This is a genomic window from Pseudomonas sp. LABIM340 (assembly GCF_040017195.2).
In the GTDB taxonomy this organism is placed as follows: Bacteria; Pseudomonadota; Gammaproteobacteria; order Pseudomonadales; family Pseudomonadaceae; genus Pseudomonas.
The window spans coordinates 3,066,663-3,090,887 of record NZ_CM200227.1 but is presented as its reverse complement, the minus strand read 5'-3'; the positions used below and the strand labels follow the sequence as shown (position 1 = coordinate 3,090,887).

Here is a 24,225-nt window from a genome sequence, read left to right as displayed (position 1 = left end):
GGTACGGGCGCCACGCGGGCGCCGCGGGAGGGGACGTCAAGGGAAAGGATCAATCGGCGTTGAGCCAGCCGGCGCAGCGCCGGGTCACCCAGGGCATGATCAGGTAGACCACCGGCAGGACGATGCACAGGGTTACCAGCAGGTTGCTCGGCACCACCCCGGCCAGCACCGGGAAGCGCTCGAACGCGGGCCCCCAGAGCGGCGGGATGACCATGGTCAGCGGGCTGATCACCAGGTAGGTGAGCAGCGCCTGCTTCCATTTCGGCGGCTGGCGCACGTTGCCGTGCTCGGGGGTGAACCAGAATTCGGCGTCGTTGTGGATCAGCGGGTGGTCGCCCTCCTCCAGCAACGGCGAAACCTCGTCGATCAGCTCGGCGCGCTCGGCGGAGTCGATCCAGGCCTGCAGCTGCGCGGCGGCGGCGAAGCGCACCACGGTGGTGTACATCGCGCCCTCGCCGTCCGGGCGGATCACGTTGACGCCCAGATGCCCCGGCTGCCGGCGCGCGGCCGAAACAGTACGGCGCAGCCAGGCCTCGTAACTGGGCAGGGCTTCGCAGCGCACCTTGTGGTGGACCACCAGCGTCACCACGCTGTTCAGATCGATGGTTTCGGCGCTCATGGGTGTTCCGGACTCATGATTGAGGTCCGGTCACTATGGCGGCGGCAACGGTTGCCCTATTGGACGCATGTGCTGGATCGGGCACATCGCCCTGCAGGATTGAGCCATGCCCGCGAGCCCCATCGCGGCGGATTGCACAGTCACCGGGAAATACCAAGGTCCAGCGCCATCTGTAGGCGCGCGCCATGCGCGCGATCGCGGGCATGGCCCGCTCCTACAGGGAAACGTCGGCGTTGGGCGGTTCGCGAGCAAGCTCGCTCCTACAATCGCTCTTTGCTCTTTGCTCTTCGCTCTCTGAAGACTTCCAGAGAAACGTCCGCGCACTCCGGACGCCCCGTTCAGGAGGCCTCGTTGAAGCGGAGTTTCAGGGGTTGAGCGACATGGATGTCGCGAGAGCTGCGATGGGCCAGGGATGGCCCTTCGCAGCGTGCCCCTGAAACTTCGCTTCAACGAGGGAATTTTTCGCCTAAGCGAAAAACCGGATGTCCGGGGCAAGACCTTTGCCCACTTTGGGTCGTTTGCCAAAGTGGGTCGCCCGAGGGGGCGAAACACGAAGTCCGCGCGCACGCCGAAGCGACGCCGAAATACCCAAGCTAACGCAGCAGGAGGAAACCGCCGGCCCTGCCGGCGGATCGCGGGCATGGCTCGCTCCTACAGGGTTCGTGCATCGTCGGGGGCATGCACGTTACCGGCGATCAGGCCGCGGTGATGGAGAGCTCGGGCAAGGTCACCTGGCGCATATAGGCACGCGCGGTATGGGGCACGCGGTAGCGCACTTCGCACTCGCCCGGCTCCACCCAGAGCAGCGACTTGTCCGCCAACTGTCGCACCGCGGCGAATACGCTCTCCCGGCACCAATGCTGGTTATCCAGCGAGGCGACTGCGTTGTCCAGGGTGAAGCCATCCGCCATCTGCGCGAGCAGCCCCAGACAGCGTTGCTCGGCCGCATCCAGCAGGCCATAGCTCCAGTCGTAGGTCGCGCGCAGGCTCTGCTGCCGCGCCGGCGCAGTGCGGCGGCCGGGCATCAGCAGTTGCATGGGCGTGTCCAGCAGCGCCGGCAGCCCGGCGAGGCCAAGGATGCCGACCTGCCGCGCAGCCATCTCGATGGCCAGCGGAATACCGTCCAGGCGCCGGCAGATGTCGATGATCGCGCGCACCTGGCTCGACTTGAGCTCGAAACGGTCGCAGACCTCCCGCGCGCGCATCACGAACAGTTGCACCGCCGAACTGCACATGGCCAGCGCCAGCGGCGCATCGTCCTGCGCGGGTACCTCCAGCGGCGGCAGGCGTACCACGCGCTCCCCTTCCGCGCGCAGCGGTTCACGGCTGGTGGCAAGGATGCTCAGCGCCGGGTGCAGGCGTAGCAGGTGCTCCACCGCCTCGGCGCAGCGGTCGGCGAGGTGCTCGCAGTTGTCCAGCAACAGCAGGGTCGGTTCATAGGCCGGCTCGCGCAGCAGGATGGCGAGGCTCTGGCTGAGGGAGACACCGTCCGGGTCGGCGGACAGGTCGAGGAAGCGCACCTGGCTAAAGTGCTTGCCGAGCAGCTCGGCGGCGTGGATCGCCAGGGAGGTCTTGCCCATGCCACCGGGGCCGACCAGGGTCATCAGGCGCGTGGAGGGCATCTGCTTCACCACCCGCTCGAGCAGCGCCTGGCGGCCGACCAGGCCCATCAGCAGCACCGGCAGGTTGCTGGCGCGCACTTCGCACGGCAGCGCCACTGCCTGCGCCGGAGCCACCACGCTCTCCACCACGCCGACGAAGCCGTAGCCGCGCAACGGCACGTTGGCAATGTAGCGCTCACCCGTGCGGCCTTCGCCAAGGGCACGCCGCAGGGCAGCGATGTGCACGCGCAGGTTGATCTCCTCGACCACGGTGTCGCCCCACACCTGGGCGATGATGGTGTCCTTGCCGATGATCTCGCCGGGCTGGCGGATCAGCACCTGGAGAATGTCCAGCGCCCGGCTGCCGATACGCACCGGGCGGTCCCCCTGCAGCAACTGGCGCTTGTAGGGGTGGAACTGGAAGCGACCGAACTGCAGGATGGTCTCGGTGCGGTTTTCCGTGCTTGCGCTCATGTCCTGCTCACGTCTGCGGATCTGACGGATCGCTCTACAACGGGCCTCCAGGCGATCTGGCCAGTACCGAGGTGACGCGCCCCTGATTATTGGTCAGGGTATTTTCCCGCCCTCGTGTGACAGCGCAATTCCCACGGGGGGAAGGATTCGGCCAACTTGGGTGCGCCGGACGGTCAACCGGCCGGAAATGCGGCGCACTGCCATCAGGCGAAGCCGAATTGCTCGCGGTACTGGCTCGGCGTCATGCCGATCCGCTCGCCGAAAACCGTACGCATGTGCCGCGGGCTGCCGAAGCCGCTGCGGCTGGCCACCTGCTTGAGCGGCAGGTCGCTGCTTTCCAGCAGCTTGCGCGCGTGGTCGATACGCGCGCTCTGTACGTACTGCATGGGCGTCATGCTGGTTTCACGCTGGAAGGCGCGGGCGAAGTTGCGCGGGCTCATGGCCACCAGTTCGGCCAGGCGGTTTACCGTCAGCGGCTCATCGATGTGGTCCACCACGTGGGCCTGGGCGCGGGCGATCACCGAGCCGTCGCGCACCACCGATACCAGCAGCGGGCCGAACGGCGTCTGCCCGCCCTGGCGCTTGAGCACCACCAGCAGCACCTTGGCCACTTCCAGGGCAATGTCCTTGCCGTGGTCCTCGGCGACCACCGCCAGCGCCATGTCAATGCCTGCGGTGACGCCGCCGGAGGTGATCAGGTTGCGGTCGATCACGTAGATGCGCTCGGCCTGCACCTCGGCACGGGGATACAGCTGCGCCAGGCGATCCAGGTAGTTCCAGTGAGTCGTGCAACGGTAGCCGTCGAGCAGCCCTGCGGAGCCCAGCAGGAAGGCGCCGGTGCACACCGCGCCATAGCGTTTCGCCGCGCGCGCCGCTGCCGGTAGCCAGGCGTTGAGCATCTCGTTGTTGCCGTTGTAGGCACCGGGTCCACCGGGCACCAGCAGCAGGTCCACGCCTGCCAGCAGCGCTTCCAGCGGCAGGTCGGCGCTCATCTTCAGGCCACTGGAGGCGCGCACGCCCTCAGGCTTCGCCGCCACCGTCAGCAACCGGTAATGCCGCTCCGACGGCAGGTAACGGTTGGCCATGGAGAACACCTCCATCGGCCCCGTCACATCCAGCGCCAGCACATCGTCATACAGCACCATGGCCACTGTTTTCATTCTTCTACTCGCACGCAAACGGGGCCTGGCGGTCTCGCGTGCCCCGGTATAGGAAACCGTCACTGTACCGACTCGCCGCACTGGCGAATCGCACGTTTGGATCATTTCGCGCCGAGCGGGCCGAGCACACAGGTCCAATAAATGCCGCGGCGGCGAAACCATAGTCTGTCCATCGCAACGCTGCCGGTGGCCTTGCAGAACTGCAAAACCACCCTGCAAGGCTGTCTGTTCCGCGCCTCGCAGCGTTCGGCAAAGATGTGTCCACGGTTTGCAGCCAAGTCCTGCAGGCCGAAAAGACACTCCAGACGCCCTCTTCCCACCCCACGCAATCCATCAGGAAATCCGACCATGACCGCCATCGCCAAAGCCGTTCCCGGCAAGACCCTGCTCAACCCCACCGACCACACCCTGATCATGATCGACCACCAGTCGCAGATGTCCTTCGCGACCAAATCCATCGACGCGGTGACCCTGCGCAACAACGCGGCGCTGGTGGCCAAGGCGGCCAGGGAATTCGGCGTATCCACCATCCTCACCACCGTTGCCGAGAAGAGCTTCTCCGGCCCGATCTTCGACGAGATCAAGTCGGTCTTCCCCGAGCACAACGTCATCGACCGCACCAGCATGAACACCTGGGAAGACCCGCGCATCGCCGTGGAAGTGAACAAGTTCGGCAAGCAGAAGATCGTCCTCGCCGGCCTCTGGACCTCCGTGTGCATCGTCGGTCCGGCCCTGTCGGCCATCGACCAGGGCTTCGAGGTCTACGTGATCGCCGACGCCTGTGGCGACGTCTCCGACGAAGCCCACGAGATGGCCCTGCAACGAATGATCCAGCTCGGCGCACGCCCCATGACCTCCCTGCAGTACCTGCTGGAACTGCAACGCGACTGGGCCCGTGGCGAAACCTACGATGCCACCGTGAAAACCTCCATCGAGCACGGCGGCGCCTACGGCCTCGGCCTGATCTACGCCAAGACCATGTTCAACGCCAGCGAAGGCCACTGAGCCTGAGCAGCAGAAAGGGGCGGCATTGCCGCCCCTTTTCATTTCCGGGATACCCACCATGCCGACCCAAGACCGCTCCGGCGCCCTGGCGCTGCTGTTCATGCGCGTAAGCGCCGCCGTCCTGCTGCTCCAGGTGCACGGGCTGCCCAAGCTGCTGCATTGGCAGAACGAGCTGCAGCACATCGAAGACCCCTTCGGCCTCGGCGCCACGCCGACCCTGGCGCTGGCGGTGTTCGCCGAAGTGCTCTGCCCGATCCTGCTGATCCTCGGCGTGTTCGCCCGCCTCGCCTGCCTGCCGGTGATCGCCGTGCTGCTGGTGGCGCTGCTGTTCGTGCACCCGCAATGGTCGCTGGAGGAAGGCCAGTTCGCCTGGTGGATGCTGATCCTCTTCGCCGGCCTGGCAATTGCCGGCCCTGGCGGTTATCGCCTCAACCTGCCCCGCCCCGCCGCTTTGCGCACGGAGCCCTGATCGTGGCCCTTACCGTGGTTCTTACAGTGAGAAACGCCCTGCTTCCCTGCGCACTGGCGCTCGCCTGCGTCCAGGCCCACGCCGCCGACTGGTCGCTGTTGTCGCGCAACTACTTCCTCGACAACGACTACCGCAGCCCCGGCCCCAACGGCCAGAGCCTGCGCCGTGAATGGGCGCAGGGCTTCATCGGCAAGTTCAGCAGCGATGTCACGCCCGGCACCATTGGCCTGGGCGTCGATGCCCACGCCTTCCTCGGCCTGAAGCTCGACGGCGGGCGCGGCCACGCCGGTACCGGTCTGCTGCCACTGGACAGCGACGGACGCAGCGAAAGCGAGTACTCCGACGCCGGCGCCGCGCTGCGCCTGGTGCATGAAAAGACTTCCCTCGCCTGGGGCGAGATGGAAGTGGAAACCCCGGTGTTCGACACCGGCGACAAGCGCCTGCAACCCGAGTACGCCACCGGCTGGTTCCTCGACGACCGCAGCCTGCCCAACCTGCGCCTGCAGGCCGGGCGCTTCACTGCCTTCAAGAACCAGGACTCCAGCTCCAGCCACGGCGAGTTCGAAGGCTACGGCGCCAGCACCCGCTTCGGCGGCCTGAGCCTGGCTGGCGCCACCTGGAGCGCGCCCGACGCCAACTGGGGCGGCGCGCTCTACGCCAGCCAGCTGGACGACGTCTGGCGCCAGGCCTACGCCAACCTCAACGGCCACTTCGGTCGCTGGTCGGTGGACGCCAGCCTGTACAAGACCGGCGATACCGGCAGCGCCCGCGCCGGCGAGATCGACACCCTGGCCTGGAGCCTGCTGGGCAAGGTCGCCCTCGGCAGCCATGCGCTGAGTCTCGCGTACCAGAAGATCAATGGCGACACGCCTTTCGACTTCGTCGGCGGAGACTCCATCTACCTCGCCAACTCGATCAAGTACGCCGACTTCAACGGCCCCGGCGAACACTCCTGGCAGGCGCGCTACCAGTGGGACGGCGCCAGCGCCGGCCTCGCCGGCCTGACCTTTTCCACGCGCTACGTGCGCGGCAGCGGCATCGACGGCACCCATGCCCCGTGCGGCGGCGCCTACAACCCCATGGAGGGCGGCGCCTGCCAGCCCGCCTATGGCGACGGCGGGCGCCACTGGGAGCGCGATCTCGACGTGCGCTACGTGGTGCAGTCCGGCCCGGCCAAGGACCTTGCACTGAGCTTCGCGCAGGTCTCGCACCGCGCCAACGACGCCCAGGGCGGCGCGGATATCGACCGCATCTATGTGATCGTCGAGTACCCGCTCAAGGGTGTGTTCTGAGTCAGACGCTGGCCGGGGCGCCGGCTTCAGGCGCCGCCTTGAACAGCAGCGCCGTTTCCATCAGCAGGGCCAGCACTATGGCTCCCGCCGCCACCGCGAAGAGCAGCGCGTAATGACCGTGGCTCGCACTGAACAGCGCCGAGTAGGCGTAACCGGCGATGGCCTGGAAGCTGGCGAAGGACACCGTCGCTCGGCTCCAGGTGGCGTTCTGCGCGGCGTGACCGGGCACCAACTGGTGCACCCGCGCCAGGGCCAGCGGCACGATCCCCGGCGGGAACGAGCCGATCACCAGGCTCGCCAGGCCCAGCAGGCGCAGGTCACCGGTTTCCAGCAGCAGGCCGAGGGCAATCAGTTGCGCCACCAGTACCAGGCGAATCGCCGCTCGCGCGCCGAGATGGTCGGCGAGAAAACCGTAGACCACCGGTCCGACGATGGCGCCGACGCCATACAGCGTCCAGATCAGCGCGCCGCCGTGGGTGCCGGCGCCCAGGCCTCGGGCCACGTAGTCCACCAGGAACATCATCGGCGCCACCAGTGCCGCAGCCATCAGCGCGTACTGGGCGAACAGCACGTAGATGCCCGCCGAGGCGCGCGCGCCCTCAACGCTGTGCGTCTGGGGATGAGCCTGCTCCTGTGGCCAGCCGAACCAGCTGCTCAGGCTGAGCACCAGGGCCAACAAACCGAGGCCGAGCCAGGTCTGTACCAGCCCCAGTGCCAGCAACAGCGGCACCAGGGTGCCGGAGGCGGCGATGCCCAGGCCGATGCCGAGGAAGATCGCCCCGCTTGCCAGCCCGCGCCGATTGGCGACCACGTGCGGGAGGATGGTACTGGCGGCCAGTACCATGATCACCCCGCCGGAAATCCCCGAGACCAGCCGCCAGAAGAAGAACCACGCCTGGTTCAGCGGCCATGCGCAGGCGAAGAACGACAGCGTCACCAGCAGCATCATGCCGCGCAGCACCGCCGTGTTCGACCAGCGCGCCGCCAGCGGGCGCCCGGCCAGCGCCCCGATGAGGTAGCCCGCGAGATTGGCAGCGCCCAGGTAAACCACGGCGGATGCCGAGAACCAGTGCGCCTCGATGAGCGCCGGAATCAGCGGCGTGTAGGCGAAACGCGCCAGGCCGATGCCGACCAGGCTGGCGCAGAGGCCCGCCCAGATCGGCAACCAGAGGGAGCCTCGGCTGGCGAGGCGGGAAGCATCGGTATTCATGACAACCCCTATCGCGCCGTCAGGGCGGCGCCGTTGAGTGGTGATGGGGGGATCATAAAGTCGCGCGTAGATGAAATAATGCAGCGAGTTTTCATGCCAGCACTGCACTTCTGCATCACGAGGATTTAGCCATGATGAACTGGGACGATGCGCGGGTGTTCCTCGCCCTGTGCCGCGAGCAGACCCTGCGCGGCGCCGCCCGCGTGCTCGCGGTGGACCAGGCGACCGTGGGCCGGCGCCTGGCGTCGCTGGAACGTTCGCTGGAGGCGACGCTGTTCCTGCGCACCTCGGCCGGCTACAGCCTGACCGCCGCCGGCGAGATCGCCCTGGAGGCGGCACAGACCATGGAGTCGTCCGCCGCCGAGCTGCAACGGCGGATCCTCGGCATGGACGACCGCATGAGCGGCGTGGTCCGGGTCACCACCACCGACTCCTTCGCCGCCGATTTCATCATCCCCGCGGTCGCCGCCCTGCACCGCGAGGAACCGGGCATCGAGGTGCAGCTGCAGACCTCCACGCAGATGCTCAACCTGAGCAAGCGCGAAGCCGACATCGCCGTACGCACCCACCAGCCGGAAAACCCTGACCTGATCGTGCGGCGTCTGGCGCGCTGGGGCAGTGGGCTGTTCGCCGCCGCGCAGTATGTCGAGCAGCGCGGAACTCCCGAGCCGGGGACTGCCTTCGCCGGGCACGACCTGGTGGTCTATCAGCCGTATATCGACGCAGGCAAGGAAGTGTTCCTCGCATCCGAGCCGATCATCCACGGACGCATTGTCATGACCTGTACTTCCGGCTTCATGGTCCGCCGCGCCCTGGCCGCCAGCCTCGGCGTAGGGGAATTGCCACTTCAGCTGGGCGAGGCAGACGGGTTGGTCCGCCTGTGGCCGGAGCGCCCGCCCCTGCCCTACGACGTCTGGCTGGTGACCCACAAGGACGTGCGCCATACAGCGCGGGTACGGGCGGTGATCGACGCCATCGCGCGAGCGTTCGCACTGCCCGTCACTGAATGAATGGCACCTTCTGCGCGCGCTGGTAGGGGCCATAAACTGCTGGAGCCCAGTTGAACGCCTTGCCGTCACGGGTGACATGCCCAATGCCGGGGAACGGCAAGTGCGCGGCGGCGACCCACGCGCCGTTCTTCGCCAGCGCACCGAACTCGGCGTCGCGGGCCTTCACGGCCTGCTTCGGGTCGGTGTCGAAGCGGATCGCCACCTCCGGATGGGCGAACTGCACAGCGACGTTGTGGATCAGGTCGCCGATGAAGACGATCGCCGCGCCGTCGGATTCGAAGCGGTAGCTGGTGCTGCCCGGCGTGTGGCCGCTGGTGGCCTCGGTCTTCAGTTCCGGCAGCGGCGAGGCCGGCGGCACGAAGGTCTGCAAGCGGTTGGCGGCGCGGTACGGCGCCAGCGAATGCTGCGCCACCTCGAAGAACTCGCGGGCCTTCTCCGGCGCCTGGTCACGGCGTTTCTCGTCCAGCCAGTAGTCCGCCTCGGCCTGCGCCGCGTAGACGGTGGCGTTGGGGAACAGCGCCTGGCCCTTCGCATCCACCAGGCCGCAGACATGGTCCAGGTGCATGTGGGTGAGCAGGATGCTGTCCACCTGCTCGGGTGCGTAGCCAGCAGCCTTCATGTTCTCCAGCAGATGCCCGGCGGTACTGCCGATGCATTGGCCGGCGCCGCTGTCCACCAGCACCAGGTGCTTGCCGGTGTTGACCAGGAAGGCATTGAAGTTGGTCTGCACGCGCTCGCCATTCATGGCACTGCGCGCCAGCAGCGCACGGATGCGTTCGCGGCTCAGCCCCTGCAGCAGGCCGGGAGACAGGTCGTTGTAGCCGTCGTAGAGCGCGGTGACTTCGTAATCACCCACGGCCAGGCGGAAATAGCCCGGCGCCTGGATCTTCGGCGAAGCCGGCGGTTCGGCGCAGGCGAAGGTGGAGACCAGCAATGCGCTGGCCAGTAGCGGGAAGCAGTGGTTGCTGCGGGATGCCGGCATGGTCGGCGCCTCCTTGGGAAATGGTGGCGCCATGCTGCTCCGATCTGGCCGGGCGATTCTTGGACGTCTGTGCCGAAGTGCTCGGTCGCAGAGGTTCATGGCCCGCTCCTACAAGGGGCCTGGTGAGCTCTCAGGAGAAACACGCCGTAGGATGGCGTGGAGGGCAGCGATACCCATCAATCCCATGCACCAGCAGGATGGGTATCGCTGCGCTCCACCCCTCCTGCAAAAGCCCTGTGCCGGTTCAGGGCACCGGTACGCTCATGTACTCGACCATCCGCTCGCGCAGCCAGCGTTCGGCCGGGTCGTTGTCGTGGGCGGCGCTCCAGACCAGCGAGAGCTCGGCCGGCTTGATCTCCAGCGGCGGGTCTTCGGCGCGCAGGCAGCTGTCCTCCACCAGCGCGCAGGCCGCGTAGTCGGGAACGGTGGCGATCATCTCGGTGTTGCGCAACAGCGCGCGCAGGCTGCCGAACTGGGGCACGGCGAGTACCACGCGGCGGCGGCGGTCGATGCGCTCCAGGTCCAGGTCGATGGCGCCGTTCAGGTCGCCGGAGAAGGACACCATCACGTGCGGCCGCGAGCAGTATTCGTCAAGGGTCAGCGGGCCGGGGCGATCATCGCCACGCAGTACCTTCACGCCGATATCGCGCAGCTTGCGGCGCTTGGCGTTGGCCGGCAGGTCGGTGGTGTAGCTGACCCCGGCGGTGATCTCGCCGGAGGACAGCAGCGCCGGCATCAGCAGGAAGTTGGCGCGGCGCACCACCACGGTGATGTTCGGCGCCTCCTGCTGCAGGCGTGCCAGCAGCGCGGGGAACAGGCCGAACTCGGCGTCGTCGGACAGGCCCAGGCGGAAGATATTGCAGCTGCTCTCGGGTTCGAAGGTCTTGGCGCGGCTGACCGCGGCGGAGATCACGTCCATCGCCGGGCGCAGCTCCTCGAAGATGTGCAGCGCCCGGCTGGTGGGTTCCATGGCGCGGCCGGCGCGTACCAGCAGCGGGTCGTCGAACAGGTCGCGCAGGCGCGCCAGAGCGGCGCTGACGGTGGACTGGGTGATGAACAGCTTCTCGCCGACGCGGGTGAGGTTCCGCTCCAGCATCAGGGATTCGAAGATCACCAGCAGGTTCATGTCCAGGCGGCGCAGGTCGTTTCGGTTCATGGCTGGTCGCTCGGGGCGGTGGGAGTGGGCATCTTTGCACAAGACGAGGGCCGCGCCAGTCGATCATGAAACGGGGCGTTTTTCTTGGACGTGTGTGCTTATTCACGCACCGTCTGGCTTAATCCGATTGAGCATCGGATCACCTTGATTTACCTTGAATTTTTTACATTCCGGAGCGGCATTTCGGCCGCCGATAAAACCAGAAGAGAGACGCCATGCCCGCACCTGCCCACCAGGTAGCGACCATGCTCGCCCCCCAGACCCACCGCCTGGTCCTGCAGCTCATGGAGGAGCTGGAAAACCAGGGCGACGGCCTCCACCAGGCCAGCCAACGCCTTTGCCAGCACCTGCTGGAACACTACCAGGTGCCCGAGCCCTGCAACGATGCAGCTGACACCTGCGAACGCCTGGCCCTTGCCCCCTGGCAGGAACGCAAGGCCAAGGGCATCCTCGCCGGCAGCCTGCTCAGCCGCCTGTACATCGCCGACGTCGCCGAGCAATGCGGCATGTCGCGCAGCCACTTTTCCCGCGCCTTCAAGCAGGCTACCGGGCTCGCGCCACGGGAATGGGCGCTGCGCCTGCGCATCGACCGCGCCCGCGAGCTGCTGGCCAGCGGCGACGCGCCGATCTCCCAGGTCGGCCAGGAATGCGGCTTCGCCGACCAGTCGCACTTCTGCCGCAGCTTCCGCAAGCTGGTGGGCTGCACGCCGAACCGATGGCGGCAGGCTTGCCGGGTGGGTGGGACGGAAGAAGTGGCGACGGGTTCGTCGCCAGGTTGATGCGCGGACCTTGTCCGCGGTCGCGGGCGTGGCCCGCTCCTATAGGTGTGTTCCGGTGCTGGCCCGCTTATGCACGATTCCTACGTCGTTCAGGAAGCGTTCAGCCAGGAATCGAAGAACTTTGAGGTATGACAGTTCCGGTGTAATTCCCGCGGTCTAGTCTGGGGACAGTCCCATTTTCCCAACAGGCAGGAGCCGGGAGTCAGCGCATGACTACACAGCAAACCACCGACGGCAAACCGCGAAGCACCGAACCCCAAAGCACCGACTGGTACCGCAAGAGCGTCGACCAGACCCTGGCCGATCTGCAGACCAGCGCGGAAGGCCTTTCCCCCGACGAAGCCGAGGCGCGGCTGCTGCGCGTCGGCCCCAACGCCTTGCCGGCCAAGGAGGTCGATCCCCTCTGGCTGCGCTTCGCCCGGCACTTCAACGACGTGCTGATCTACATCCTCCTGGCCGCCGCCGTGGCCACCGCGCTGATGGGCCACTGGACCGACACCATCGTCATCCTGCTGGTGGCGGTGATCAACGCGGGCATCGGCTTCTTCCAGGAGAACAAGGCGGAGAAATCCCTCGCCGCCCTGCGCGGCATGCTCAGCAGCACCGCTCACGTGGTGCGCAACGGCAGGAAGATCGAGATGGACGCCGCCCAGCTGGTACCCGGCGATATCGTCATCCTGCGCCCCGGCGACAAGATTCCCGCCGACGTGCGCCTGTTCGACGTGCACCACCTGCAGGTCGAGGAATCCATGCTCACCGGTGAATCCCTCACCGTGGGCAAGCACGCCGACGCGCTGGACCAGGAAGCACTGCTGGCCGACCGCACCAACCTCGGTTTCTCCGGCACCAACGTCAGCGCCGGCAACGCGCGCGGCGTGGTGATAGAAACCGGCCCGGCCACCGAACTGGGGCGCATCAACAAGCTGATCGCCAACGTCGACGAGGGCGAGACGCCGCTGCTGCGGCAGATCGCCGAGCTGGGCAAGCGCATCTTCCAGCTGATCATCGGCATGATGGTAGTGCTGTTCATCATCGGCTTCTTCTGGCACGACTACCCATTCGGCGAGCTGCTGCTGTCGCTGATCAGCCTTGCGGTGGCCTCGGTGCCCGAGGGCCTGCCGGCCATCGTCTCGATCATCCTGTCGCTGGGCGTGCAGCGCATGGCGCAGAACAAGGCGATCATCCGCAAGCTGCCCACCGTGGAAACCCTGGGTGCCATGAGCGTGATCTGCTCGGACAAGACCGGCACCCTGACCATGAACGAGATGACCGCGAAGAGCGTGCTGCTCGCCAACGGCATCTATGCGGTGGAAGGCCAGAGCTACGAGCCCAAGGGCCGCATCACCTTCGGCAGCACCAGCGATGAACTGGACTGGTCGCAGCACTCCGCGCTGGAGTCCTTCATCCGCGCGGTGGACATCTGCAACGACAGCAGCCTGCAACTGGGTGACGAAGGCCGCTGGGGCGTGGTCGGCGGGCCCACCGAGGGCGCGCTGAAGGTCCTGGCGCGCAAGGCGAACCTGCCGGAGATCGAGTTCCAGAAGTTCGGCAAGATTCCCTTCGACTCCGCCTACAAGTACATGGCGCGGCGTTGCGACGTCGCCGGGCAGAGCCTGGTCTACCTCAAGGGCGCGCCCGACGTGCTGCTCCGCATGTGCCAGCAGCAGCTCGGCGCCAACGGCGTGGAGCCGCTGGATCGCGAGTACTGGGAGCGCGAGATGAGCTTCATCGCCGGGCAAGGCCTGCGCATGCTCGCCGCCGCCTACAAGCCGGTGCAGCCCGATGACGGCGTGATCGACCACGAGGACGTGCAGGACGGCATGATCTTCCTCGGCGTCGCCGGCCTGCTCGACCCGCCGCGCCCGGAGGCCATCGAGGCCATCGCGCTGTGCAAGCGCGCCGGCATCCAGGTGAAGATGATCACCGGCGACCACCCCGATACCGCCGTGGCCATCGCCGGCATGCTCGGCATGGGCAACGACCTGCGCGCCATGACCGGCCAGGAGCTGGAACAGGCCGATGACACGCAGCTGAAAGCCTTCGCCATGCAGTACTCGGTGTTCGCCCGCACCAGCCCCGAACACAAGCTGCGCCTGGTGCGCGCGCTGCAGGCCAACGAGGAAGTGGTCGGCATGACCGGCGACGGGGTCAACGACGCCCCGGCGCTGAAACAGGCCGACGTCGGCATCGCCATGGGCATCAAGGGCACCGAGGTGACCAAGGAAGCCGCCGACATGGTGCTCACCGATGACAACTTCTCCACCATCGCCGGTGCCGTTCGCGAAGGCCGCCGGGTCTACGACAACCTGAAGAAGACCGTGCTGTTCATCCTGCCGACCAACATGGCCCAGGGCCTGCTGATCGTCATGGCGATCCTCGCCGGCGCGGTGATCCCGCTGGCGCCGCTGCAGATCCTCTGGATGAACATGGCGACCTCCACCACCCTGTCCTTCGCCCTGGCCTTCGAGCCTGGCGAGCCGGGGATGATGCGCCGGCCGCCGCGCAACGCGAAGGAGTCGATCCTCAACGGCTTCGCGGTCTGGCGGGTGCTCTACGTGGGCGGCCTGCTGACCGCCGCGGCCTTCCTGCTGGAAGCCTGGATGGTCAGCAACGGCCAGGACACCGACCACATCCGCACCATGATCCTGCACACCCTGGTCACGGCGCAGTGGGCCTACCTGTTCAACTGCCGCCTGCAGGAAGAGTTCTCGCTGAACATGGCGCTGCTGCGCAACGCCGCGCTGCTCACCGTGACCCTGGCGCTGATCCTGTTGCAGTGCTTCGTGATCTACGTGCCCTTCATGCAGACCGCCTTCCACACCGTCGCCCTGCCCTTCAGCGGCTGGCTGATCTCGCTGGGTATCGGTATCGCGGTGTTCTTCGCGGTGGAGCTGGAGAAGCTGGTGATCCGTCGCTGGAAGGCTTCGCGCGGATGAAGCAACTGACGTAGCGGACCTTGTCCGCGAAAAGGCCCCTCGCCAATCCGGCGAGGGGCCTTTTTTCTTGCTCCTTGGAAACTCGTCGCGGGGATCTCGCGGGCATGGCCCGCTCCTACAAGAGCACGGTGCACCCTGTAGGAGCGGGCCATGCCCGCGAACGGCGGACAAGGTCCGCCGTCAGCTCGCCCTCGGTCTCGTAGGGCGCATAACGCGCCAGCGTTATCCGCCACTGGTGGAGGCGACGGCGGATAACCTGTTCCAGGTTATGCGCCCTACGGTCTGTGCACTCCTGAACTTACAGCAGCGGCAAGGTGTAGCTGACGATCAGCCGGTTCTCGTCCTGGTCGCGCTGGGTCGGGGTGCCGGAGCCGCTGGCGGGCAGGCCGCTGCGCAACATGGCGTTGCGCCAGGAGAAGCCCAGACCCTTGAAGCTGCCTTCGGGGATCACGTAGGACAGCGTCAGGTCGCGCTCCCATTCGCCCTGGTCGCCGCTGGCGGTCCTGATGTCGTCGCCCTTGAGGTAGATCGCCGCGAAGGTCAGACCCGGCAGGCCGGTCTGGGCGAAGTCGTAGCCGTAGCGCGCCACCCAGGTGCGTTCGCCTGCGTGCAGAAACTTGCCGATCTGCACGTCGGTGATCAGGTAGGCGCTGCCGCTGGCACCATCACCACGGTTCAGGTAGGGGAAGTCGCTGTCGCCGTTCATGACCTGGTAGCCGGCGCCGAGGCTGTGCCCGGACAGGCTGTAGGTGAACATCCCGCTGTAGGCGCGGTTGTCCACTTCGCCCTTGGTCACGCGATTGCCGTAGTAGCCGCTGGAGAGGTAGCCATCGGCGCGTCCGGAGGCGCTTCCATTCTTGCCGTCGGAATCGCTGTCGAAGGCGCGCAGGTCGGTCTTCAGCACACCGGGGCCGAGGTTCAGGCTGTGCTGCAGGCCGAGAAAGTGCTGCTGGTAGAACTCGCTGAGCTGGCCGTAGTAGTACTGCAGCGTCAGGTCCTTGCTCAGCTTGTAGTCACCGCCGGCGTAGTAGAACTCGTTGCTGTCGCGGGCCGTGGCGCCGCTGTTGGCGCCCTGGATCGACATGCCGCGCCAGTCGCTGGAGTTGCGCCCACGGGTGTGCTCCAGCTTGCCGGCCACCAGGCTGAGGTTGTCGATGTCGGTGCTGGTCACCTGCCCGCCCTCGAAGGTGCCCGGCAGCAGTCGACCGTCGTTGTAGGTCACCACCGGCAGCTTGGGCATCAGGGTGCCGTAGCGCAGTTCGGTGCTGGAAATCTTCGCCTTCAGGGTCGGGCCGAAGCTGCTGAAGTCATTCACCGCCTCGCCGTTGCTTTTCGACGGGAATACCGTACCGGCCTGCTGGCTGGCGGATTCGTAATGGGTGCCACCGCCGCTGTCGAGGCGGATGCCGAGCAGGCCGATGGCGTCGACGCCCAGCCCAACCGTACCCTGGGTGTAGCCCGAGGCGTAGTTGAGGATGAAGCCCTGGCCCCACTCTTCCTGGCGGCTCGGTTCGGCTGTGCCGTTGCGGTTGTCGCTGTTGATGTAGAAGTTGCGCAGGGTCAGGCTGGCCTTGCTGTCTTCGATGAAGCCGGCAGCCTGGGCGGCGGGCACGAGAAGGCCGAGGGCGGCGCAGGCGATGGCAGCGCCCAGGGTGGAGTTTTTCATTGTTGTCTCCGGGTCGTGGATTTCAGGGTGAGCGCCGCCCGTCCCAGTGGTGCGGGCAGACGCGAGGTTTTTGTAGGAGCGAGCTTGCTCGCGAACGGGCAAGCTCAGGGCTACCCGCAGCGTCTGGCAGCGCTGCGGGCGTTCAGATGCGGATCAGGTCACCGGAGCCGGGTTGAACAGCACCAGGTCGTTGTTCAGGTGATGCCGCTCGGCCCAGGTGTGGACTTTGCCGCTGGCCACGTCGAGGTAGAGCTGGAAGATTTCCCAGCCCAGCTCGTCCAGGGTCATGCGCCCGGACGTGACGCGGCCGGCGTCGACGTCGATCAGGTCCGGCCAGCGCTCGGCCAGTTCGGTGCGGGTCGCCACCTTGATCACCGGCGCCATGGCCAGCCCGTAGGGCGTGCCGCGCCCGGTGGTGAAGATGTGCAGGTTCATGCCGGCGGCCAGTTGCAGGGTGCCGCAGATGAAGTCGCTGGCCGGGGTGGCGCAGTACTGCAACCCCCTGCCCTTCACCCGTGCGCCCGGTGGGATGACACCAGCGATGGCGCTGCTGCCGGACTTGGCGATGGAACCCATGGCCTTCTCGACGATGTTGTTCAGCCCGCCCTTCTTGTTGCCGGGCGTGGTGTTGGCGCTGCGGTCAGCCATGCCACGGGCGAGGTAGCGGTCGTACCAGTCCATCTCGGCGACCAGTTGCTCGGCCACTTCGCGGTTGGCAGCTCGTGCGGTGAGCAGGTGGATGCCGTCGCGCACCTCGGTGTTCTCGGAGAACATCACCGTGGCTCCGGCCCGCACCAGCAGGTCGGCAGCGACGCCCAGCGCGGGGTTGGCGGTGACGCCGGAGAAGGCATCACTACCGCCGCACTGCATGCCCACCACCAATTCCGAGGCCGGCACCGTCTCGCGGCGGCGCTGGTTGAGGACTACCAGACGCTCCTCGATCAGCTCCAGTATCTGCGTGACCATGCCCTGGAAGCCGTTGCCGGACTCCTGCAGGCGGTACAGCCACTGCGCCTCGTCCTGCCCGGCGGTGAGTGCGTCGCCGTCCATCAGCTGCACCGGCTGCAACTTCTCGCAGCCCAGGCCGATGACCAGCGCCTGGCCGCCGAGGTTGGGGTTGCGCGCCAGGTTGTACAGCGTGCGGATCGGGATGATCGCATCCGGCGCGTTGATCGCCACGCCGCAGCCGTAGCTGTGGGTCAGCGCCACCACGTCGTCGACGTGCGGGTACTTGGGCAGCAGCTCGCGGCGGGCACGCTCCACGCAGTGGTCCAGCACACCGGTCACGCACTGCACCGTGGTGCTGACGCCCAGCAGGTTGCGCGTGCCGACGCTGCCGTCGGCATTGCGGTAACCCTCGAAGCTGTAGCCGGTGAGCGGCTCGGCAGTGGGCGGCACCTCGGTGGCCAGCGGCAGCGCGTCCAGCTCCGGCGGCTCCGGCAGGCTGAGCAGTTGCTCGGTGACCCAGCGGCCCCTGGCGATGGGCGCCAGGGCATAGCCGATCACCGTGCCATAGCGCAGCACCGGCGCGCCTTCGGCGATATCCACCAGCGCCACCTTGTGGCTCTGCGGGATCGATTCGGCGGCCACCAGCTCATCCGGGAAGCGACCGCCAGCGGCGACGCCCTGGTCGTTGACGACGATGGCGACGTTATCGTCCGCGTGCAATTTCACGTAGCGCGGCGAGTCCTGGTGCGGGATCAACTGCATGACACTCATCTCCGAAATACCCCCGGAACTGCTCAGGAATTGGCCGGGGCCAGACGTTTTTCAGGCACCTGGCGACCCTTTGGGTCTTCTTCGCGCAGCTCCACACGCTCGATGCGGCCGACGATGAACAGGTAGCTCAGCACGGCCACCAGCGCGTTGGCGCCGACGAACACCAGGGCCCACTTGAACGAGCCGGTGGCGCTGATCAGGTAGCCGATGACGATCGGCGTAGTGATCGAGGCGAGGTTGCCGAAGGTGTTGAACAGACCACCGGAGAGACCGGCGATCTGCTTGGGCGAGGTGTCCGCCACCACCGCCCAGCCCAGCGCGCCCAGGCCCTTGCCGAAGAACGCCAGGGTCATGAAGCCGACCACCATCCACTCGGCATCGACGTAATTGCAGAACACCATGGTGGTGGACAGCAGCAGGCCGCAGACGATCGGCAGCTTGCGGGCGAAGGTCAGCGAATGGCCGCGACGCAGCAGGTAGTCGGAGATGATCCCGCCCAGCACGCCACCAAGGAAGCCCATCAGCGCGGGCAGCGAGGCGATGAAGCCGGCTTTCAGGATCGACATGCCGCGCTCCTGCACCAGGTACACCGGGAACCAGGTGAGGAAGAAGTAGGTGATGGCGTTGATGCAGTATTGCCCCAGGTACACGCCAAGCAGCATGCGGCTGCGCAGCAGCTGGCTGACGTAGTGCCATTTCGGACCGTCGCTGGCGCGCTTCTGGTCCATGTCGACCATGCCGCCGCCGGCTTCGATCGCAGCGATTTCAGCGGCGTTGGTGCGCGGGTGCTCCTTGGGGTTGTAGATGGTCTTCATCCAGATACCGGCGAAGACCATGCCCAGCACGCCCATCACCACGAACACGTGCTCCCAGCCGAAGTGGAAGACGATCCAGCCCATGATCGGCGCGAACAGCGCGGTGGCGAAGTACTGCGCAGAGTTGAAGATGGCCGAGGCCGTGCCGCGTTCGGCGGTGGGGAACCAGGCGGCGACGATGCGCGCGTTGCCGGGGAAGGACGGCGCCTCGGCGAAGCCCACCATGAAGCGCAGCAGGAACAGTGCGATCACCGCGCTGGCCACCGGCAGATAGCCGACGAAGCCCTGCAGGAAGGTGAACAGCGACCAGATGAAGATGCCCGCGGCGTAGACCTTCTTCGAGCCGAAGCGGTCGAGCAGCCAGCCGCCGGGAATCTGCCCGGCCACATAGGCCCAGCCGAAGGCGGAGAAGATGTAGCCCAGGGTGACCGCGTCGATGCCCAGGTCCTTCTGCAGGCTGGAGCCGGCGATGGAGATGGTGGCGCGGTCGGCGTAGTTGATGGTGGTTACCAGAAACAGCATCAGCAGGATCAGGTAACGCACATGCGTCGGTTTGGCGGTTGCTTGGCTCATCGATTGCGTCTCGTGTCTTGTTGTTATGGGAGCGACCGGCGCAGGCCGGCCAGATTATCAGCCGGCCCGTCGTAGCGAGCCGTTACCGCCTCCTTGCCGACGTACGGCGGGCGCGGCCGGTACGTCCGTTCCGACTCGCGCGCTGGGCACAGCGGCGAGCGACACAGCAGATAGCGCGCCACGGCCGGCAGGCAGCCGGATGGCGTACAGCGAGAGAGCGTGGAGCGAAGAAAAGGGCCCCGCCGGACGCCTGGCGAGCAGGCGAGACGACACGGCGCGGCCAGGTAACTGGCGCGGGGAAAGCCGGCGCACGGTGGCGCGGCGGTGCGAGATCGGACGGTTCTGCATGACGACCTACCTGCGAAGTTGAGCGGAGTGGGACAGCTCTGGGCGCGGTCAGCGCCTGGGTTCGCGGGTACGTGTCGACGGCGGGCAGTCGATGGTCATGGTATTTCCCCTGCTTTGTTCTTGTGTCGGGGTTCAGGTCATGTCTTGTGCAGCGGATGGCGCTGGCAGGCGCCACCCGCGGGTACTGCTATCGGTCAGGCGCCGACGTAGGCGGTCTTCACCGTGGTGTAGAACTCCTGGGCGTAGCGGCCCTGCTCGCGCGGCCCGTAGGACGAACCTTTGCGACCGCCGAACGGCACGTGGTAATCCACCCCGGCGGTAGGCAGGTTGACCATCACCATCCCGGCCTGGGCGTGCCGCTTGAAGTGCGCGGCATGCTTGAGCGAGGTGGTGGCGATGCCGGCGGACAGGCCGAACTCGGTGGCGTTGGCCTGGGCCAGCGCTTCGTCGTAGTCCTTCACCTTGAGGATGCTGGCCACGGGGCCGAAGATTTCCTCGCGGTTGATGCGCATGTCGGGGGTGGTCTCGTCGAACAGCGCCGGGGCCATGTAAAAGCCCTCGGTGGCCAGCGACAGGCGCTCGCCGCCGAACAGCAGGCGCGCGCCTTCGTTGCGGCCGATCTCGACGTAGTCCAGGTCCTGGCGCAGCTGCGCTTCGGAAACCACCGGGCCGATGTCGATGCCGTCCTGCAGCGCGTTGCCCACCTTGATCCGGCGCATGCGCTCGACCATGGCTTCGACGAAGCGCGGGTAGATGCCTTCGGTGACGATCAGCCGGCTCGACGCGGTGCAGCGCTGGCCGGTGGAGTAGTAGGCGCTCTGCACCGACAGCTCCACGGCGCTGGCGAGGTCCGCGTCGTCGAGGACGATCTGCGGGTTCTTGCCGCCCATCTCCAGCTGCACCTTGGCGCCACGGGCCACGCACTGCGCGGCGATGCGGCGGCCGACGCCGACCGAGCCGGTGAAGCTCACAGCGTCCACCTGCGGGTGGTTGACCAGGGCTTCGCCGATCACGCTGCCGCGGCCCATCACCAGGTTGAACACGCCATTGGGGAAACCGGCGCGGGAGATGATTTCCGCCAGTGCCCAGGCACTGCCGGGCACCAGATCAGCGGGCTTGAGCACCACGCAGTTGCCGTAGGCCAGGGCCGGGGCGATCTTCCACGCGGGGATGGCGATGGGGAAGTTCCACGGGGTGATCAAGCCGACCACGCCCACCGCTTCGCGGGTCACCTCGACGCTGACGCCGGGGCGTACCGAGGGCAGCAGGTCGCCGGCCAGGCGCAGGCATTCACCGGCGAAGAACTTGAAGATGTTCCCCGCGCGGCCGACTTCGCCGATGGCTTCGGGAAGGGTCTTGCCCTCCTCCCGCGCCAGCAGCGCGCCCAGCTCGGCGCGGCGGGCGAGGATCTCGCTGCCGACCTTGTCCAGCGCATCGGCGCGGGCCTGTACGTTGCTGTTGGACCAGGCCGGGAATGCAGCGCTGGCCGCCTCCACTGCCTGGTTGACCAGCGCGGCATCGCCCAGCGCGTAGTCGCCGACCACGTCGGAGAGGTCAGACGGGTTGCGGTTCGGGGTTGCGTCGCTGACGGCCAGCCACTGGCCGTCGACGTAGTGCGAATACTGATGTGCCACGGGGACCTCCGGCTTACTGCGGGCCGAGTTTCTTGATCAGCGCGTCGAGCATCTCGACTTCTTCGCCGGTGAGGTCGGTCAGCGGTGCGCGCACCGGGCCCGCGTCATGGCCAACCAGCTTGGCGCCGGCCTTGATGATGCTCACGCCGTAGCCTTCGCAGCGGTTGCGGATGGCCAGGTACGGCAGGAAGAAGTCGTCGATCAGGCGGTTGACCGTGGCGTGGTCGTCGCTGGCAATGGCGTTGTAGAAATCGATGGCGGTCTTCGGGATGAAGTTGAAGACAGCGGAGGAATACACCGGCACGCCCAGCGCCTTGTAGGCCGCCGCGTAGACTTCGGCGGTCGGCAGGCCGCCGAGGTAGGTCAGGCGCTCGCCCAGGCGGCGGCGGATGGCGACCATCGGCTCGATCTCGCCGATGCCGTCCTTGAAGCCGATCAGGTTCGGGCAACGGTCGGCCAGCTTTTCCAGGCTGTCGGCATTGAGGCGGCAGACGTTGCGGTTGTAGACCACCACGCCGAAGTCCACCGAACGGCAGACCTGCTCGACGTGGGCCACCAGGCCTTCCTGGCTGGCTTCGGTCAGGTAGTGCGGCAGCAGCAGGATGCCGGCGGCGCCCTGCTTCTCGGCTTCCTGGGCGTAGGCGATGGCCTGGCGGGTCGGGCCGCCGGCACCGGCGAGGATCGGTACCTGGCCACGGCAGGTATCCACCGCGGTCTTGATGATCGAGGAGAACTCGTTGGGCTCCAGCGAGAAGAACTCGCCGGTGCCGCCGGCCGCGAAGAGTGCACTGGCGCCGTAAGGGGCCAGCCACTCCAGGCGGCGGGCGTAGGTGTCCGCGCGGAAGTTGCCCTGGGTATCGAAGTCCGTCACGGGGAACGACAGCAGACCGGACGAAAGGGTGGACTTCAGTTCTTGTGGATTCATTGGCGATCACCCTGCAAAGCGAATTTTTATAGGAAGAGGTGCAACGACAATCGGCTTATGGCGTCATGTTGTCGGTCATCGTACAACTACAAACAAAAGCCGACAAGTCGTCAGACAACCTTTTCTTCCGTCCGCTCGTCAGCCGAGTTTTTCTTCGGCCGATTCGTGGGCGCGGCGCAGGCGTTCGCGGGAGTTGGTGAGGTGCAGGCGCATGGCGGCGCGGGCGGCGTCGGTGTCGCTGCGGGCGATGGCGTCGAAGATGTCTTCGTGCTCGCGGTTGACCCGCGCCAGGTAGTGGCTCTGGTCGTCATGGGCCAGGCGCGCGGAGTTGAGGCGGGTGCGCGGGATGATGCTCGCCCCCAGGTGGCTCATGATGTCGGTGAAGTAACGGTTGCCGGTTGCTTCGGCGATGCGCAGGTGGAACTGGAAGTCCGAGGCCACGGCGTCGCGGCCGTTGGCCTGGCTCTCCTCCAGGGCATCCAGGGCATCGCGCAGGCCCTGCAGTTGCTCGGGGCTGCGGCGCTGGGCGGCGAGCCCGGCGGACTCCACCTCCAGGCTGATCCGCAGTTCCAGCACGGCCAGCACGTCGCGCAGGGTGACGATGGTCGCCGGGTCGATGCGGAACGGGCCGTCCTTGGGCGTGTCCAGCACGAAGGTGCCGATGCCGTGGCGGGTTTCCACCAGCCCTGCGGCCTGCAGCCGGGAGATCGCCTCGCGGACCACGGTGCGACTGACGCCCTGCTCGGTCATGATCGCCGACTCGGTGGGCAGCTTGTCACCGGGCTTGATACGACCATCGCGGATACGCGCGGAAAGCTCGGCAACCACCTCATGGGCGAGGCTGCGAGGGCGTTTGCGGGGAAGCGGGCTGGTCGGCATGGCGGTCGCTGGAATAGATGAAGAGGCAGTCATCGTACAACATTGGGATGGCGCCCGGCCATGGTCGCCCGGTTGTGCGATGACTCTGCCCTGCCCTCACCAATGCCGCTCTGTGCGCTTCGCGAGCTAGCTCGTACCGGTTCAGGCACGGGCATTCCCTGTCGGAGCGGGCCGTGCCCGCGATCGCGCGCATGGCGCGCTCCTACAGGTGGACGCCGGCGTTTCCCGGTAGTTGCCGATTCCGCCGCAATCTGCAGCAGGGCTTCACTGATGCAACCGCAGCACCGCCTCCAGCTCCTCGCGCAGCCAGGGCTCATGGATCTCCGGCAGGCGCTGGGTGATCTGTCGGGCAACCCAGCGCTGGCCGCGACCGATGAAGTCGAAGCGCAGTTCCAGGTCTTCGATGGCCATGGCGCTGGCGTGGAAGTCGCCGACGCCGGTATCCGGCGTGGCGCCCAGGCGTTCCAGGCAGCGGCGCAGGCGTCGGCAGCTTTCCGCCTCGCCCTGGTGCAAACGCTCCAGACGGTTACGTGCCACAACCTCGTCGGCCTGGCGCAGGCTGTCGAGCATCACCCGTGCACCGGCACGCTCGGCGCGCATCAGGGTCTGCAACCAGTCAATCAGATCGTCGGACATGAAGCCCCCAGGTCATCGCGAAGGCCCATCCTAGACCGTCTCGCGAATCGGTTTTAAATGAATTGAATTGCACTGACGCTGCAATTTTCCGAATACATCCAGCCCGAGTCGTACCTCTTCATTTCCGCTGCGCCGCTCGTCGGCCTTGACCCCGGACAAGGCATCGCAGAGCGGCCGCGTGCCAGCACTCAACCTTGAAATCAAAATAACTGCACTTATGCAGCATTATTATTCGTTTGTTGCATCCATCTGCGCTGTTCAGACTGATCGGGCTCCCTGCGGCGAATTGCCTCCTACCTTGCCTCTTCGCCGATTAAGCAACGCTTAGCACTCTCGA

Annotated in this window: 19 protein-coding genes; 6 read left to right on the top strand and 13 right to left on the bottom strand. The window is 66.7% G+C overall.

The genetic code is table 11. The annotated features are described in order from the left end of the window. Positions 1 to 49: 49 nt before the first annotated feature. The 3 genes from ABKS89_RS14330 to ABKS89_RS14320 all read right to left on the bottom strand — a co-directional run bounded on the left by ABKS89_RS14330 (position 50) and on the right by ABKS89_RS14320 (position 3,854). Positions 50 to 619: a putative antibiotic biosynthesis monooxygenase gene (locus ABKS89_RS14330; protein ID WP_138216777.1), complete on the bottom strand. Its 570-nt coding sequence runs from the start codon at positions 617 to 619 to the stop codon at positions 50 to 52. 695 nt (positions 620 to 1,314) lie between these two features. After that, positions 1,315 to 2,694, bottom strand: a complete 1,380-nt coding sequence (locus ABKS89_RS14325) for an ATP-binding protein (RefSeq protein WP_348588956.1) — start codon at positions 2,692 to 2,694, stop codon at positions 1,315 to 1,317. A gap of 203 nt (positions 2,695 to 2,897) precedes the next feature. Next, positions 2,898 to 3,854: a GlxA family transcriptional regulator gene (locus ABKS89_RS14320; RefSeq protein ID WP_348588957.1), complete on the bottom strand. Its 957-nt coding sequence runs from the start codon at positions 3,852 to 3,854 to the stop codon at positions 2,898 to 2,900. A 348-nt stretch (positions 3,855 to 4,202) separates the two neighbouring features. Between ABKS89_RS14320 and ABKS89_RS14315 the strand changes: the two genes are divergently transcribed. Genes ABKS89_RS14315 through ABKS89_RS14305 form a run of 3 tightly spaced genes read left to right on the top strand, consistent with a single transcriptional unit; the run spans position 4,203 to position 6,620 of the window. Continuing rightward, entirely contained in the window at positions 4,203 to 4,859 is a 657-nt protein-coding gene (locus tag ABKS89_RS14315) for a hydrolase (RefSeq protein WP_138216779.1), read from the top strand. A gap of 58 nt (positions 4,860 to 4,917) precedes the next feature. Next, the gene (locus tag ABKS89_RS14310) at positions 4,918 to 5,328 is read left to right on the top strand and encodes a DoxX family protein (protein ID WP_348588958.1); all 411 of its coding nucleotides are present in this window, start codon (positions 4,918 to 4,920) and stop codon (positions 5,326 to 5,328) included. 26 nt (positions 5,329 to 5,354) lie between these two features. Continuing rightward, positions 5,355 to 6,620, top strand: coding sequence for an OprD family outer membrane porin (locus ABKS89_RS14305; protein WP_518301023.1), 1,266 nt, complete (start codon positions 5,355 to 5,357; stop codon positions 6,618 to 6,620). 1 nt (position 6,621) lies between these two features. Here the strand turns inward: ABKS89_RS14305 and ABKS89_RS14300 are convergent, their stop codons facing one another. Then, entirely contained in the window at positions 6,622 to 7,830 is a 1,209-nt protein-coding gene (locus ABKS89_RS14300) for a YbfB/YjiJ family MFS transporter (RefSeq protein WP_348588959.1), read from the bottom strand. A gap of 134 nt (positions 7,831 to 7,964) precedes the next feature. Between ABKS89_RS14300 and ABKS89_RS14295 the strand changes: the two genes are divergently transcribed. After that, positions 7,965 to 8,840, top strand: coding sequence for a LysR family transcriptional regulator (locus ABKS89_RS14295; protein ID WP_348589119.1), 876 nt, complete (start codon positions 7,965 to 7,967; stop codon positions 8,838 to 8,840). On the opposite strand, the gene ABKS89_RS14290 is transcribed toward ABKS89_RS14295, so the two are convergent. Beyond that, positions 8,830 to 9,822 (bottom strand): MBL fold metallo-hydrolase, encoded by a 993-nt coding sequence (locus ABKS89_RS14290; protein WP_138216782.1) that lies wholly within the window; start codon positions 9,820 to 9,822, stop codon positions 8,830 to 8,832. The two genes, ABKS89_RS14295 and ABKS89_RS14290, sit on opposite strands and share 11 nt — an antisense overlap. A gap of 244 nt (positions 9,823 to 10,066) precedes the next feature. Beyond that, positions 10,067 to 10,978 (bottom strand): LysR family transcriptional regulator, encoded by a 912-nt coding sequence (locus tag ABKS89_RS14285; RefSeq protein WP_348588960.1) that lies wholly within the window; start codon positions 10,976 to 10,978, stop codon positions 10,067 to 10,069. 215 nt (positions 10,979 to 11,193) lie between these two features. Between ABKS89_RS14285 and ABKS89_RS14280 the strand changes: the two genes are divergently transcribed. Together ABKS89_RS14280 and ABKS89_RS14275 are read left to right on the top strand one after the other, a co-directional pair. Beyond that, a complete protein-coding gene (locus ABKS89_RS14280) occupies positions 11,194 to 11,757 on the top strand; it encodes an AraC family transcriptional regulator (RefSeq protein WP_138216784.1) in 564 nt (187 codons plus the stop codon). Positions 11,758 to 11,966: 209 nt separating this feature from the next. Next, a complete protein-coding gene (locus tag ABKS89_RS14275; protein ID WP_348588961.1) occupies positions 11,967 to 14,693 on the top strand; it encodes a cation-transporting P-type ATPase in 2,727 nt (908 codons plus the stop codon). Positions 14,694 to 14,991: 298 nt separating this feature from the next. Here ABKS89_RS14275 and ABKS89_RS14270 read toward each other — a convergent pair whose 3' ends face one another. From ABKS89_RS14270 to ABKS89_RS14240, 7 genes are all read right to left on the bottom strand, one after another. Beyond that, positions 14,992 to 16,359, bottom strand: a complete 1,368-nt coding sequence (locus ABKS89_RS14270) for an OprD family porin (protein WP_348588962.1) — start codon at positions 16,357 to 16,359, stop codon at positions 14,992 to 14,994. Positions 16,360 to 16,512: 153 nt separating this feature from the next. Next, a complete protein-coding gene (gene garD / locus ABKS89_RS14265) occupies positions 16,513 to 18,069 on the bottom strand; it encodes a galactarate dehydratase (protein WP_348588963.1) in 1,557 nt (518 codons plus the stop codon). Positions 18,070 to 18,101: 32 nt separating this feature from the next. Continuing rightward, on the bottom strand, positions 18,102 to 19,466 hold the full coding sequence (locus tag ABKS89_RS14260) for an MFS transporter (protein WP_081519707.1): 1,365 nt from the start codon (positions 19,464 to 19,466) through the stop codon (positions 18,102 to 18,104). A gap of 542 nt (positions 19,467 to 20,008) precedes the next feature. Continuing rightward, positions 20,009 to 21,448, bottom strand: coding sequence for an aldehyde dehydrogenase family protein (locus ABKS89_RS14255; protein WP_348588964.1), 1,440 nt, complete (start codon positions 21,446 to 21,448; stop codon positions 20,009 to 20,011). 13 nt (positions 21,449 to 21,461) lie between these two features. Then, entirely contained in the window at positions 21,462 to 22,373 is a 912-nt protein-coding gene (kdgD, locus tag ABKS89_RS14250; protein ID WP_081519705.1) for a 5-dehydro-4-deoxyglucarate dehydratase, read from the bottom strand. Positions 22,374 to 22,511: 138 nt separating this feature from the next. Beyond that, entirely contained in the window at positions 22,512 to 23,252 is a 741-nt protein-coding gene (locus ABKS89_RS14245; protein WP_348588965.1) for a FadR/GntR family transcriptional regulator, read from the bottom strand. Positions 23,253 to 23,516: 264 nt separating this feature from the next. Further along, entirely contained in the window at positions 23,517 to 23,888 is a 372-nt protein-coding gene (locus ABKS89_RS14240) for a DUF6306 domain-containing protein (protein WP_138216791.1), read from the bottom strand. Between the last annotated feature and the right edge of the window lie 337 nt (positions 23,889 to 24,225).